We start from the raw sequence: 15077 nt of genomic DNA on the forward strand, positions 1-15077 counted from the left end.
CCAGTCAACATATTCGGTGACTGGTACACCGCTTTCGCGAGCAAGCCCGCTCCCACACCTACCGCGTTACAACTCTAGAGGGTTGTAGCCTCACAAATACAAAAAATGCCCCGTATCGATTGATACGGGGCATTTCGGTAGAGCCTTTAGCCGATCAAGCGATCGCTTCGCTACGCTTGCCAAGCAGAAGATCAACCCCAAACGCCACCACCAGGGTCATTACCGACGGCACCAGCCACGCCAGGCCCTGCTCGCTCAGCGGCAGGTGCGCCAATTGCGACGGCATCCAGTCGGCCAGGCCAGCACCTTTGAGCGCATCGATGCAGCCAAAGATGAACGACACCAGCATCACCGGGCCAACAATGCGGCCCTGTTCATTCCAGAAGTCTTTGCAGAAGCTCAGGGCCACCAGCACGATGCACGGCGGGTAGATCGCCGTCAGTACTGGGATCGAGAACGCGATCAGCTTGGTCAGGCCCAGGTTGGACACGAACAGCGAGAACAGCGCCAAAATCACCACCAGCGTCTTGTAGGACAGCGGCAGGACACGGCTAAAGTACTCGGCGCAGGCGCAGGTCAGGCCCACGGCAGTGACCAGGCACGCCAGGGAGATCAAGACGGCCAGGAAGCCGCTGCCCAGGGAGCCGAAGGTGTGCTGCACGTAAGCATGGAGCACCGCTGCGCCGTTGCTCGCGCCGGCGGCAACGGCATGGCTGCCCGAGCCTAGGCGGAACAGGCTGAAGTACACCAGGGCCAGGCCCACGCCGGCAATCAAGCCCGCAATGATGGCGTAACGGGTGATGAGCTTGGGCGACTCGACGCCACGGGAGCGGATGGCATTGACGATCACGATGCCAAACACCAGGGCGCCCAGGGTATCCATGGTCAGGTAGCCCTGGATAAAGCCTTGGGAAAACGGTGCGGCCACGTATTCAGGGGTAGCGACACCCACTTCACCGGCCGGCAAGGCAAATGCAGCGATACCGAGGATCGCCAAGGCGATGATCTTCAGTGGGGCGAGGAAGCGCCCCACGGTATCCAGGAGTCGACCTGGATACAGGGAAACGAAGAACACCACCAGGAAGTACACCGAGCTGTAGAGGAACAGCGCCAGCGGGCTTTCGCCGGTCAGCGGCGCCAGGCCCACTTCAAAGGACACGGTCGCGGTACGCGGGGTGGCGAACAGCGGCCCTACCGCCAGATACGCCGCCGCCGCGAGCAGGCCACCGGCGATCTTGCCGATCGGGCTGCTCAACGCGTCCATACCGCCGCCAACCTTGGCCAGGGCGATCACGGTGACCACCGGCAAACCCACTGCGGTGATCAGAAAGCCCAGCGCTGCCATCCAGACATGAGGCCCGGACTGCAAACCAACGATAGGCGGGAAGATGATGTTGCCGGCGCCCACGAACAGGGCAAAGGTCATAAAGCCCAACGCCAGGATGTCCTGGCTTTTCAACACTTTCATTTCGGGAAATACCACACTACTGAATCGGAATTTAGAGAGGGATTCCCTGTGGATGAGGGAAATACTGCCAGCCCTGATGGGGGCCGACCGGTCTAGCGCGGGGCTTCCTTTTGGGAGGCACACGCATAAAGAGGCGGCTAGGTTACAGAATTTGGCTGACGAACGCACTGTTGCGGGGCGAACTGTCCGATAAGCGACATCTGAATGTCGCGTTTTCATACTTAACGTGGCAATACATTCCACTGTGGGAGCTGGCTTGCCTGCGATAGCGATCTGTCTGTGCCAAATGTGCTGGCTGACACACCGCTATCGCAGGCAAGCCAGCTCCCACATTTGACCGAGTAGATACCCCAAAAAATGGGCAAACCCAGAAAGCACAAAGGCCACCCGAAGGTGGCCTTTGCTTGGTAAAGCGTCAGCTAAGCGCGAGGCTTACTTGACAGCCCAACCGGTCAGCTCGGCCAGGGCCTTGCCGATGTCTGCCAGCGAACGCACGGTTTTAACGCCTGCGTCTTGCAGAGCAGCGAATTTCTCGTCTGCAGTGCCTTTGCCGCCAGAGATGATTGCGCCAGCATGGCCCATGCGCTTGCCAGCAGGGGCAGTCACACCAGCGATGTAGGAAACAACCGGCTTGGTCACGTGTGCCTTGATGTAGGCAGCCGCTTCTTCTTCAGCCGAACCGCCGATCTCACCGATCATCACGATCGCTTCGGTCTTCGGGTCTTCCTGGAACAGTTTCAGGATGTCGATGAAGTTCGAACCTGGGATCGGGTCACCGCCGATGCCGACGCAAGTCGACTGACCGAAACCGGCGTCAGTGGTCTGCTTCACAGCTTCGTAGGTCAGGGTGCCGGAACGGGAAACGATACCGACTTTACCTGGCAAGTGAATGTGACCTGGCATGATGCCGATCTTGCATTCGCCTGGAGTGATCACGCCTGGGCAGTTAGGGCCGATCAGGACAACACCCAGCTCGTCGCACTTAACTTTAGCGTCCAGCATGTCCAGGGTAGGAATGCCTTCGGTGATGCAAACGATCAGCTTGATGCCGCCGAAAGCTGCTTCCAGGATCGAGTCCTTGCAGAAAGGAGCTGGAACGTAGATCACGCTGGCGGTGGCGCCAGTGGCAGCTACAGCATCTTTCACGGTGTTGAACACTGGCAGGCCCAGGTGCTCGGTGCCGCCTTTGCCTGGAGTTACGCCGCCAACCATCTTGGTGCCGTATTCGATGGCTTGCTGGGTGTGGAAACTACCTTGGGAACCGGTAATGCCCTGGCAGATAACTTTGGTGTCTTTATTGATCAGGACGCTCATTATTTGCCCTCCGCAGCTTTAACAACTTGTTGAGCAGCGTCGGTCAGGCTGGTAGCCGCGATGATGTTCAAACCGCTTTCTGCCAGTACTTTAGCGCCCAGTTCAGCGTTGTTGCCTTCAAGGCGAACAACAACCGGGATTTTCACGCCGACTTCTTTCACTGCACCGATGATGCCTTCGGCAATCATGTCGCAACGAACGATGCCGCCGAAGATGTTGACCAGTACTGCAGCGACGTTGGAGTCGGACAGGATGATCTTGAAGGCTTCGGTTACGCGTTCTTTGGTAGCACCACCGCCCACGTCGAGGAAGTTGGCTGGTTTGCCGCCATGCAGGTTGACGATGTCCATGGTACCCATGGCCAGGCCAGCACCGTTGACCATGCAACCGATGTTACCTTCCAGGGCTACGTAGTTCAGTTCGAACTTGGCAGCGTGCGCTTCGCGCGGATCGTCTTGCGACGGATCGTGGAAAGTCTTCAGCTTAGGCTGACGGTACATGGCGTTAGCGTCGATGTTGATCTTGGCGTCGAGGCAATGCAGGTCGCCGTCAGCCTTGATTACCAGCGGGTTCACTTCCAGCAGGGCCAGATCGTGATCCTGGAACAGTTTGGCCAGACCTACGAAGATCTTGGCGAACTGGGCAACTTGCTTGCCTTCCAGACCCAGCTGGAAAGCCAGCTCGCGACCCTGGAATGGCTGAGCGCCAACCAGTGGATCGATAGTGGCTTTCAGAATTTTTTCTGGGGTGTCATGGGCGATCTTCTCGATGTCCACGCCACCTTCGGTGGAAGCCATGAACACGATGCGACGGCTCGAACGGTCAACGACAGCGCCCAGGTACAGCTCTTTAGCGATATCAGTGCACGATTCAACCAGGATCTTGGTGACTGGCTGGCCATTGGCATCAGTCTGGTAAGTCACCAGACGCTTGCCCAGCCACTGCTGTGCGAAGGCCTTGGCGTCTTCTTTGCTGCGAACCAGCTTAACGCCGCCCGCTTTACCGCGACCACCCGCGTGGACCTGGGCTTTGACAACCCACTCGGTACCACCGATTTTGTCGCAAGCTTCTGCTGCTGCTTCCGGGGTGTCGACTGCGAAACCCTGGGATACTGGCAGGCCGTATTCAGCGAACAGCTGCTTACCCTGATACTCGTGAAGATTCATGCTTTTTACCGTCTTCGTTAGGTACTGCGCATTCGGCGCTGCGCTCATTATGAGTGCCGCGCCACCTGTGACTGCTGCTTGCGCAACTTGCGGGGCTCAAGGCCCGTAAAGCTGCGCAAGGCTGCGTCCAGCGGATATTCCGCGGTGAGTCTTGCTCGCAAGGCTCACGACGGGCAACTCCGCCGTGGTTTCTTATTATCTCGCTTAGCGCTTCTTGCGGTTGGCGATGTGGATGGCGCCGCCATTCACTGCCAACGCAGCTTCGTGCAACGCTTCGGACAGGGTCGGATGGGAGAAGACCATCATGCCCAGGTCCTCGGCACTGGTGCCGAATTCCATACCGATCGCGCCTTGCTGAACCAGTTCTGCAGCGCTCGGGCCAATCACGTGGACGCCCAATACGCGGTCAGTCTTGGCATCAGCGATGACTTTGACAAAACCACCGGTGTCGTTCGCTGCCATGGCACGGCCAGAAGCGGCAAACGGGAAGGTGCCGACGTTAACTTCAACGCCTTCAGCTTTCAACTGCTGTTCGTTCTTACCGACCCATGCAATTTCCGGGTGGGTGTAGATAACCGATGGGATCAGGTCGTAGTTCATCTGGGTCTTGTGGCCCTTGATGCGCTCGACAACCATGATGCCTTCTTCGGAAGCCTTGTGCGCCAGCATCATGCCGCGAACCACGTCACCGATGGCGTAGACGCCAGGCACGGAGGTTGCGCAGTGATCGTCAACGTGCACGTAGCCGCGCTCGTCGAGGCTCACGCCGCTGTCAGCGGCCAGCAGGTCGGTGGTCACTGGACGGCGACCAACGGCTACGATCAGCTTGTCGAAAGTGATGGTTTTTTCGCCATCCTTGTCGGTGTAGTTGACCACAACTTCTTCGCCGTTGACTTTCGAGCCGGTCACGCGAGCGCCCAGCTTGATGTCCAGACCTTGTTTGGTCAGGGTTTTCAGCGCTTCTTTGGAGACAGCGGTGTCGGCAGCCAGCAGGAACGTGTCCAGGGCTTCCAGCACGGTCACTTCAGCGCCCAGACGGGACCACACCGAACCCAGTTCCAGACCGATCACGCCAGCGCCGATCACACCCAGACGCTTAGGTACAGCCTGGAATTCCAGGGCGCCGGTCGAATCAACGATCACGTTGTTATCAACTGGAGCGGGTGGAATGTCGATTGGGCGCGAACCTGGAGCCAGGATCACGTTTTCGGCTTCGATGATTTCGGTCGAGCCGTCTGGCTTGGTGATTTCAACTTTCTTGCCAGCCAGCAGCTTGCCGTGGCCTTGCAGGGAAGTCACGCCGTTGGCCTTGAACAAGGTCGCAACGCCGGAAGTCAGGCCTTTAACGATGTTGGCTTTACGGCCGACCATTGCTGGCACGTCCATGGTCACGCCAGCATGGTTGATGCCGTGGATCGCGAAGCCGTCTTGGGCTTCGTGGAATTTCCAGGAGCTGTCCAGCAGCGCCTTGGAAGGAATGCAACCGACGTTCAGGCAAGTACCGCCCAGAGCCAGTTTGCCTTCCTTGTCGGTGTATTTTTCGATGCAAGCAGTCGAGAGGCCCAGTTGTGCGGCCTTGATCGCGGCAACGTAGCCGCCAGGGCCTGCACCAATCACTACGACGTCAAATTTCTGTGTCATGAAAATAGATCCTCTATTTGCGACAAGCTTTTAGCCGCAAGCCGCAAGCCAAGCTGCTTTTTCCTGCAGCTTGTAGCTCGCAACTTGCAGCTGCTTATATCAGATATCCAGCAGCAGACGAGCCGGGTCTTCCAGCAGGTTCTTGATGGTCACCAGGAACGTCACGGCTTCTTTACCATCGATCAGGCGGTGATCGTAGGACAGTGCCAGGTACATCATCGGGCGAATCACGACTTGGCCGTTGATGGCCATCGGACGCTGGATGATGTTGTGCATGCCCAGGATCGCAGCTTGCGGCGGGTTGACGATCGGGGTCGACATCATCGAACCGAAAGTACCACCGTTGGTGATGGTGAACGTACCGCCGGTCATCTCGTCGATGGTCAGCTTGCCGTCACGGGCTTTCTTGCCGAAGCCGGCGATGCCGCCTTCGATTTCAGCCAGGCTCATCAGCTCGGCGTTACGCAGAACCGGAACCACCAGGCCACGGTCGCTGGACACGGCAACGCCGACGTCAGCGTAGCCGTGGTAAACGATGTCGCCGCCGTCGATGGAAGCGTTGACGGCCGGGAAGCGTTTCAGCGCTTCGGTGGCGGCTTTCACGAAGAAGGACATGAAGCCCAGGCGCACGCCGTTGTGGGACTTCTCGAACAGGTCCTTGTACTTCGAACGCAGGGCCATGACTTCGGTCATGTCGACTTCGTTGAAGGTGGTCAGCATCGCCATGTTCGACTGTGCTTCAACCAGGCGCTTGGCCACGGTGGCACGCACGCGGGTCATCGGTACGCGCTTCTCGGTGCGGTCGCCAGCGGCGAACACAGGTGCAGCGGCGGCCGGGGCAGCAGCCTTGGCAGGTGCGGCAGCTGGAGCGTTTTTCTTCGATTCAACAGCAGCAACCACGTCTTCCTTGGTCACGCGGCCGTCTTTGCCGGTGCCTTTGATGGAAGCCAGGTTGATGCCGTTTTCTTCAGCCAGTTGACGCGCGGCTGGAGCAGCGATCGGGTCTTCAGCGCCAGCAGCCGGAGCGGCGGCAGGAGCCGAAGCAGCCGGTGCAGCAGCGGCTGGAGCAGCGGCAGCAGCGCTGCCCTCTTCGATCGAGCCCAGCACCTGGTTCGACAGGACGGTAGCGCCCTCTTCAGCCACGATTGCGCCCAGCACGCCGTCAGCTTCAGCCAACACTTCCAGAACGACTTTGTCGGTCTCGATGTCGACGATCAGGTCGTCACGCTTGACGGCCTCGCCTGGTTTCTTGTGCCAGGTGGCAACGGTGCCATCGGCAACCGATTCCGGGAATGACGGGGCTTTGATTTCGATAGCCATTATCTGTGTGTCCTTAAAATTCGGTTTCAGTCAGCGCGAAGGCGTTAAACAGTGAAAGCATCTTGCAGCAGTTTTTCCTGCTGCTCGGCGTGCATCGACGCATAACCACACGCAGGTGCAGCAGAAGCATCACGACCGGCGTACTCCAGGCCCAGGGCCTTGTTGTGGTTGCCGATGCTGCGACGCAGGTGATGCTGGCTGCTGTACCACGCGCCCTGGTTCATCGGTTCTTCCTGGCACCACACCACATTGGTGAGGTTGGTGTAAGGCGCGATGGCCTCCATCAGGTCGTCTTCCGGGAACGGGTAAAGCTGCTCGATACGCACGATGGCGATGTCTTCGCGGCCTTCGGCACGGCGTTTTTCCAGCAGGTCGTAGTAGACCTTGCCGCTGCACAGGACCAGGCGAGTCACCTTGGCTGCATCCAATGCATCGATTTCTGGAATCACGGTCTGGAACGAGCCTTCGGCCAGATCTTCCAGGGTCGAGATGGCCAATTTGTGACGCAACAGCGATTTCGGGGTCAGCACTACCAGCGGCTTGCGCAGCGGGCGGATCACCTGGCGACGCAGCAAGTGATAGATCTGGGCCGGGGTCGTCGGCACGCACACCTGGATGTTGTGCTCGGCGCACAGCTGCAGGTAACGCTCCAGACGGGCCGAGGAGTGCTCTGGGCCCTGACCTTCATAACCGTGTGGCAGCAACATGGTCAGACCGCACAGACGGCCCCACTTGTGCTCGCCGCTGGTGATGAACTGGTCGATAACCACCTGGGCACCGTTGGCGAAGTCGCCGAACTGGGCTTCCCAGATCACCAGCGCGTTTGGCGTGGTGGTCGAGTAGCCGTATTCGAACGCCAGTACGGCTTCTTCGGACAGGAACGAATCGTACAGGTCGAAACGTGGCTGGCCTTCGTACAGGTTCTGCAACGGGATGTAGGTGCCCGCGTCTTTCTGGTTGTGCAATACCGCGTGACGGTGCGAGAACGTACCACGGCCGATGTCCTGGCCGGTCATGCGGATCGGGTGACCTTCGAACGCCAGGGTCGCGTACGCCATGGTTTCGGCGTAACCCCAGTTGATCGGCAGGCCGCCGGCTTGCATCTTCTGACGGTCTTCGTAGATCTTCGCAACCTGGCGCTGTACGACGAAGCCTTCCGGAATTTCCAGCAGCTTGGCAGACAGTTCCTGCAAGGTTTTCAGATCGAACGAGGTGTCGTGACGCGCAGTCCAGGTGTGACCCAGGTACGGACGCCAGTCCACGAACAGCTCTTTGTTCGGCTCTTTGACCAGGCTTTTCACCACGTGCAGACCGTTGTCCAGCGCGTTGCGGTATTCGTCGATCTTCGCCTGAACACGCGCATCGTCAACCACGCCGGCCTTGGTCAGGCTTTCGGCGTACAGCTCACGGGTGGTGCGCTGCTTGGTGATCTGCTGGTACATCAACGGCTGGGTGCCGCTAGGCTCATCCGCTTCGTTGTGACCGCGACGGCGGTAGCAAACCAGGTCGATCACCACGTCACGCTTGAACTGCATGCGGTAGTCGATCGCGAGTTGGGTCACGAACAGAACGGCTTCCGGATCATCGCCATTCACATGGAGGATCGGCGCCTGGATCATCTTGGCCACGTCGGTGGCGTACTCGGTAGAGCGCGCGTCCAGCGGGTTGCTGATGGTGAAGCCGACCTGGTTGTTGATCACGATGTGAATCGTGCCACCGGTCTTGAAGCCGCGGGTCTGCGACATCTGGAACGTTTCCAGGACCACGCCTTGACCGGCGAATGCCGCGTCACCGTGGATGGAAATCGGCAGGACTTTTTCACCGGTAGCGTCGTTACGACGATCCTGGCGCGCACGGACCGAACCCTCGACCACTGGAGAAACGATTTCCAGGTGGGATGGGTTGAAGGCCATGGCCAGGTGAACTTCACCGCCGGTGGTCATCACGTTGGACGAGAAGCCCTGGTGGTATTTAACGTCACCGGAACCCAGCTCGACCTTCTTCTTGCCTTCGAACTCGTCGAACAGTTCACGCGGGTTCTTGCCGAAGGTGTTGACCAACACGTTCAGGCGACCACGGTGAGCCATGCCGATCACGATTTCCTTGGTGCCGTAGGAACCGGAACGCTGGATCAGCTCGTCGAGCATCGGGATCAGGCTTTCGCCGCCTTCCAGGCCGAAACGCTTGGTGCCTGGGTATTTGGTGCCCAGGTATTTTTCCAGGCCTTCGGCAGCGGTTACGCGCTCAAGCAGATGGCTGCGTACGTCAGCGGACAACACCGGACGGCCGCGCACACCTTCCAGACGATGCTGGAACCAGTGGCGTTGCTCGGAATCGGTGATGTGCGTGAACTCGGCGCCAATGGTGCGGCAATATGTCTGCTGCAACGCTTCGTGAATTTCGCGTAGGCTCGCTTCCTCTTTGCCGATGAACAGGTCGCCGGCACGGAAGGTCGTATCAAGATCGGCATTGGTCAAGCCGTAATGATTGATCGACAGGTCAGCAGGTGCAGGACGCTTCCAGAGCCCCAGCGGGTCAAGCTGGGCCGCCTGGTGGCCGCGCATCCGGTAGGCCTGGATCAGTCGCAGTACTTCAACTTGCTTCTTCTCATGCTCACTGCTCACGCTGCCGGCGGAAACCGGTTGGGCGCGGCGCTGGTTCTTTGCCAGCAGCACAAATTGATCGCGAATTGTTGCGTGCGATACATCGGTGGCAGCGTTGCCGTCTGAAGACAACGTCTGAAATTTGGTGCGCCATTCTTCTGGCACAGCGTTAGGGTCGTGCAGGTAGAGCTCATAAAGCTCTTCCACATAGGCAGCGTTACCACCTGAAAGATAGCCGCTGTTCCACATGCGCTGCATCACGCTTTCTTGCATGCTTGGTCACCCTCGATTTGGGGACACCACCGGCGAAAACACCGAGTTTGCTTGCAAAAGGCCAAGTGCAGCGACCAAAACAAGCCACTTAGGATCACGCTGATAGTTCGGGTACCAACCCGAATGCCCCTGCTTGTCTCATTTCTTCAAAATAAGAGCTGCGGCTTTGTAAGTCGCTGCTCAAGTTAAAACTACGGCGCCGGTTGAAGCCTGCGCCGTAGCATTTACGGGCACAACGGTCCTGCTTTGCTACAACGTCGATTACACGCCGCTTTGCAGCAGCATGTTACGGATGTGACCAATGGCCTTAGTCGGGTTCAGGCCTTTGGGACATACGTTGACGCAGTTCATGATCCCGCGGCAGCGGAATACGCTGAACGGGTCATCCAGTGAAGCCAGACGCTCGGAGGTCTTGGTGTCACGGCTGTCTGCCAGGAAGCGGTACGCTTGCAGCAGGGCAGCTGGACCCAGGAATTTATCCGGGTTCCACCAGAAGGATGGGCACGAGGTCGAGCAGCAAGCGCACAGGATGCACTCGTACAGACCGTCAAGCTTCTCACGTTCTTCCGGGGACTGCAGACGTTCGATGGCCGGAGCCGGCGTGTCGTTCTGCAGGAACGGCTTAACTTTCTCGTATTGCTTGTAGAAGATGCTCATATCGACGACCAGGTCACGGATAACCGGCAAACCTGGCAGTGGACGAACGATCAGCTTGTTGCCTTTGACCACGGCGGACAGCGGCGTGATACACGCCAGGCCGTTTTTGCCGTTGATGTTCATGCCGTCGGAACCGCACACACCTTCACGGCAAGAGCGACGATACGAGAAGCCCTCGTCCTGCTCTTTGATCAGTGCCAATACATCCAGCACCATCAGGTCTTTACCACCGGTATCGACCTGGAATTCCTGCATGAACGGCGCAGCGTCCTGATCAGGGTTGTAGCGATAAACACTGACTTTCAACATGGCAGCCACCCTTAGTAAGTCCGAATCTTCGGTTCAAACGTCGGCACCGTCTTCGGCGAGAAGTTCACGGCACGCTTGGTTACGCGCTTGTCACCCGGGAAGTACAGGGTGTGGCACAACCAGTTTTCGTCGTCGCGATCTTCAAAGTCTTCACGGGCGTGGGCGCCACGGGATTCTTTACGAACCTCGGCAGCGATGGCAGTTGCTTCGGCCACTTCCAGCAGGTTTTGCAGCTCAAGGGCTTCGATACGAGCGGTGTTGAACGCCTGGCTCTTATCGTTGATCTTGACGTTGGCGATGCGCGTACGCAGGTCGGCCAACTGGGCAATACCCTTCTGCATGTATTCGCCGGTACGGAACACACCGAAGTAGTTCTGCATGCAGCTTTGCAGCTCGCGACGCAGGGTTGCCACGTCTTCGCCATCAGTACGCTCGTTCAGAGCGTTCAGGCGCGCCAGGGCGGTTTCGATGTTGGCGTCGGTGGCGTCATCGTATTCGATGCCGTCAGTCAGCGCTTTTTCCAGGTGCAGGCCAGCCGCACGGCCGAATACCACCAGGTCGAGCAGCGAGTTGCCGCCCAGACGGTTGGCACCGTGTACCGATACGCACGCCACTTCGCCTACGGCGAACAGACCGTGGATGATCTCGTCCACGCCTTCGGCGTTCTGGGTGATCGCCTGGCCATGAATGTTGGTCGGCACGCCGCCCATCATGTAGTGGCAGGTTGGAACTACTGGCACTGGTGCCAGTACCGGGTCAACGTGCGCAAAGGTCTTGGACAGTTCGCAGATACCTGGCAGGCGGCTGTGCAGCACTTCCTCGCCCAGGTGGTCGAGCTTGAGCATCACGTGGTCGCCGTTCGGGCCACAGCCGTTGCCGGCGATGATTTCTTTAACCATCGAACGGGCTACTACGTCACGGCCAGCAAGGTCTTTGGCGTTCGGAGCATAACGCTCCATGAAACGCTCGCCGTGCTTGTTGATGAGGTATCCACCTTCACCACGGCAACCTTCGGTAACCAGTACACCGGCGCCGGCGATGCCGGTCGGGTGGAACTGCCACATCTCGATGTCTTGTACCGGCACGCCAGCACGCAAGGCCATGCCGACGCCGTCACCGGTGTTGATCAGGGCGTTGGTGGTCGACGCGTAGATACGGCCTGCACCGCCAGTCGCCAGCACAGTTGCCTTGGCGCGGATGTAGGTGGTTTCACCGGTTTCGATGCAGATGGCGATCACACCAACGAATGCACCGTCAGCGTTCTTCACCAGGTCCACGGCGTAGTACTCGTTCAGGAACGTAGTACCGGCTTTCAGGTTGCCCTGATAAAGGGTGTGCAGCAGCGCGTGACCGGTACGGTCGGAAGCGGCGCACGTACGGGCAGCCTGCCCGCCTTTGCCGTAATCCTTCGACTGGCCGCCGAATGGACGCTGGTAGATACGACCTTGTTCGGTACGGGAGAACGGCAGACCCATGTGGTCCAGCTCGAACACCGCAGCCGGGCCTTCCTGACACATGTATTCGATAGCGTCCTGGTCACCGATGTAGTCGGAACCCTTGACGGTATCGTACATGTGCCAGCGCCAGTCATCGTTCGGGTCGGCGGAAGCGATGGCGCAGGTGATGCCACCCTGGGCCGATACGGTGTGGGAACGGGTCGGGAACACCTTGGTGATCACGGCAGTCTTGTGACCACCCTGGGCCAGCTGCAGCGCAGCGCGCATGCCGGCACCGCCGCCACCAATAATGATGGCGTCGAATGAAATAGTTGGAATGTTAGCCATGAATCAGATACCCCAAAGAATCTGCACACCCCAGACGAAGTAAGCGAACATCGCGACGCCGCAGACTGCCTGGAAGAGAAAACGTACTGCAGTCGCGGACTTGCCCAGCGCCATTGGCGTCAGGTAGTCAGTCGCGATGGTCCACATGCCAACCCAGGCGTGTGCGCCCAGGGCTACCAGGGCCAGCAGACTGAAGATTCGCATCGCATTGTGGGAAAACAGGCCATGCCATTGCTCATAGCTGATGCCTGGATTTGCGACGAGGTATCCGATCAGGAAAATGAAATAAGCCGCGAGAACGACCGCAGACACACGTTGTGCCATCCAGTCATAGAGGCCCGAACGCGAAAGGTTCGTAACGCTGGTTACCATATCCAAACTCCTGCCAGAACGATCAGCACCACGGAAATGGCGATGATGATTTTCGAGCCCAGGCGGCCGCCTTCCAGCGTCTCACCGATACCCGCATCCATAATCAAGTGGCGCACACCGGCTACCAGGTGATACAGCAGAGCGGACAGGAGGCCCCATGCTACGAACTTGGCCAGCGGGCTGGTCAAGCATGCCTTCACCTCGGCGTAACCTTCCTCGGAACCCAGGGATTTGCTCAATGCATAAAGCATGATGCCCAAGCCCAGGAACAGGATGATGCCGGAAACACGGTGCAGGAACGACGTAACGCCGGTGATGGGGAGTTTGATGGTCCTTAGGTCTAGGTTTACAGGTCGTTGGCTATTCACGGCTTTTTTTCACACTGAAGAGCCCCTAACAATCAGGGCAAAGTTGTTGGGGGGTGCACTGGTCAGGTAAGCACCACCCAGGGAGTGCGACCCCCAATGAAAGCAAGCCCAAAAGCCCTTGGCGGTCGGTGGCCGAGTATAGACAGTTAGGTTACTAATGACAACGCGCGCACCTCACCCTAATAGCTGATTGCGCTGGCGGTATAAAAGGCGTAAATGGCAGTCAATTTCGAGGAAAAAGTACGGTTAAAGCCTTCTGGTGCAAGACTTTAGGCAAATTGACATCTGGATTTATATCAATATAGTGGTGCGGGCCCTGCGTGGGGGGTCTGTCTGATGATTTGAAGCATAAATAGGAGGCCACATGGCTGACAAAAAAGCGCAGTTGATCATCGAGGGCGCAGCCCCCGTCGAGCTGCCCATTTTAACCGGCACCGTTGGTCCCGATGTTATCGACGTACGGGGCCTGACGGCCACGGGCCGTTTCACATTCGACCCAGGCTTCATGTCGACCGCCTCTTGCGAGTCGAAGATCACCTATATCGATGGTGATAATGGCATTTTGCTGCATCGCGGCTACCCGATCGAGCAACTGGCCGAGCAATCGGACTACCTGGAAACCTGCTACCTGCTGCTAAATGGCGAACTGCCAACAGCCGAGCAGAAAGCCCAGTTCGTCAGCACCGTGAAGAACCACACCATGGTTCACGAGCAGTTGAAGACCTTCTTCAACGGCTTCCGTCGCGACGCCCACCCGATGGCCGTCATGTGCGGCGTGGTCGGCGCCCTGTCGGCCTTCTATCACGACTCCCTCGACATCAATAACCCGCAGCATCGCGAAATTTCCGCGATCCGCCTGGTTGCCAAGATGCCGACCCTGGCCGCGATGGTTTACAAGTACTCCATGGGCCAACCCATGATGTACCCGCGCAACGACCTGACGTACGCGGAAAACTTCCTGCACATGATGTTCAACACCCCGTGCGAGATCAAACCGATCAGCCCGGTGCTGGCCGCAGCGATGGACAAGATCTTCATCCTCCACGCCGACCACGAGCAGAACGCATCGACCTCGACCGTGCGCCTGGCAGGTTCTTCGGGTGCCAACCCGTTCGCCTGTATCGCCGCCGGCATCGCTGCACTGTGGGGCCCTGCCCACGGCGGTGCGAACGAAGCCGTATTGACCATGCTCGATGAAATCGGCGATGTGTCCAACATCGACAAGTTCATCGCCAAGGCCAAGGACAAGAACGATCCGTTCAAGTTGATGGGCTTCGGTCACCGGGTCTACAAGAACCGCGACCCGCGCGCCACCGTGATGAAAAAGACTTGCGACGAAGTGTTGAAGGAACTGGGCATCAAGAACGATCCGCAACTCGAACTGGCCATGCGCCTGGAAGAGATCGCCCTGACCGACCCGTACTTCATCGAACGCTCGCTGTACCCGAACGTCGACTTCTACTCGGGGATCATCCTCAAGGCGATCGGCATTCCAACCAGCATGTTCACCGTGATCTTCGCCCTGGCGCGGACCGTGGGCTGGATCTCCCACTGGAAAGAAATGCTCTCCAGCCCGTACAAGATTGGCCGCCCGCGCCAGCTGTACACCGGCTACGAGTCGCGTGACATCACCAAGCTGGAAGATCGCAAGTAAGCATCGCTTAGTTGCACTGAAAACGGCCTCCCTTAGTGGAGGCCGTTTTTGTTTGTGCAGGTATTGAGAAACTGTTTTGTCTGATCTGACGCATTCGCGAGCAAGCCCGCTCCCACACTTGACCGAGTTCCAACATGAGAATGCGGTC

11 protein-coding genes are annotated in these 15077 nt (G+C 58.4%); 1 reads left to right on the forward strand and 10 read right to left on the reverse strand.

The window, feature by feature from the left end; all coding sequences use genetic code 11:
- Positions 1-154: 154 nt before the first annotated feature.
- The 10 genes from brnQ to sdhC all read right to left on the reverse strand — a co-directional run bounded on the left by brnQ (position 155) and on the right by sdhC (position 13275).
- On the reverse strand, positions 155-1468 hold the full coding sequence (gene brnQ / locus NUV89_RS21260; RefSeq protein ID WP_257782852.1) for a branched-chain amino acid transport system II carrier protein: 1314 nt from the start codon (positions 1466-1468) through the stop codon (positions 155-157).
- 432 nt (positions 1469-1900) lie between these two features.
- On the reverse strand, positions 1901-2782 hold the full coding sequence (gene sucD, locus NUV89_RS21265; RefSeq protein ID WP_003172813.1) for a succinate--CoA ligase subunit alpha: 882 nt from the start codon (positions 2780-2782) through the stop codon (positions 1901-1903).
- Complete coding sequence (sucC, locus tag NUV89_RS21270; protein ID WP_017734333.1) at positions 2782-3948, reverse strand: ADP-forming succinate--CoA ligase subunit beta; 1167 nt, start codon at positions 3946-3948, stop codon at positions 2782-2784. The genes sucD and sucC overlap by 1 nt, the downstream gene beginning before the upstream one ends.
- A gap of 204 nt (positions 3949-4152) precedes the next feature.
- A complete protein-coding gene (gene lpdA, locus NUV89_RS21275; protein WP_017734334.1) occupies positions 4153-5589 on the reverse strand; it encodes a dihydrolipoyl dehydrogenase in 1437 nt (478 codons plus the stop codon).
- A gap of 99 nt (positions 5590-5688) precedes the next feature.
- Complete coding sequence (odhB, locus tag NUV89_RS21280; RefSeq protein ID WP_257782853.1) at positions 5689-6909, reverse strand: 2-oxoglutarate dehydrogenase complex dihydrolipoyllysine-residue succinyltransferase; 1221 nt, start codon at positions 6907-6909, stop codon at positions 5689-5691.
- Between the two features lie 44 nt (positions 6910-6953).
- Entirely contained in the window at positions 6954-9785 is a 2832-nt protein-coding gene (locus tag NUV89_RS21285) for a 2-oxoglutarate dehydrogenase E1 component (RefSeq protein ID WP_257782854.1), read from the reverse strand.
- A gap of 261 nt (positions 9786-10046) precedes the next feature.
- Positions 10047-10751, reverse strand: coding sequence for a succinate dehydrogenase iron-sulfur subunit (locus NUV89_RS21290; protein ID WP_003172807.1), 705 nt, complete (start codon positions 10749-10751; stop codon positions 10047-10049).
- 11 nt (positions 10752-10762) lie between these two features.
- Positions 10763-12535, reverse strand: a complete 1773-nt coding sequence (gene sdhA / locus NUV89_RS21295; protein WP_026136464.1) for a succinate dehydrogenase flavoprotein subunit — start codon at positions 12533-12535, stop codon at positions 10763-10765.
- 3 nt (positions 12536-12538) lie between these two features.
- Positions 12539-12907, reverse strand: a complete 369-nt coding sequence (sdhD, locus tag NUV89_RS21300; RefSeq protein ID WP_016974690.1) for a succinate dehydrogenase, hydrophobic membrane anchor protein — start codon at positions 12905-12907, stop codon at positions 12539-12541.
- Entirely contained in the window at positions 12901-13275 is a 375-nt protein-coding gene (gene sdhC, locus NUV89_RS21305; protein WP_016979564.1) for a succinate dehydrogenase, cytochrome b556 subunit, read from the reverse strand. Before sdhC ends, sdhD begins: the two co-directional genes overlap by 7 nt.
- Positions 13276-13639: 364 nt before the next feature.
- Here sdhC and gltA point away from each other — a divergent pair, with 364 nt between their 5' ends.
- A complete protein-coding gene (gene gltA / locus NUV89_RS21310; protein ID WP_003210575.1) occupies positions 13640-14929 on the forward strand; it encodes a citrate synthase in 1290 nt (429 codons plus the stop codon).
- Positions 14930-15077 lie beyond the last annotated feature (148 nt).

Origin of the sequence: Pseudomonas sp. 18.1.10 (assembly GCF_024655625.1) — a bacterium.
In the GTDB taxonomy this organism is placed as follows: Bacteria; Pseudomonadota; Gammaproteobacteria; order Pseudomonadales; family Pseudomonadaceae; genus Aquipseudomonas.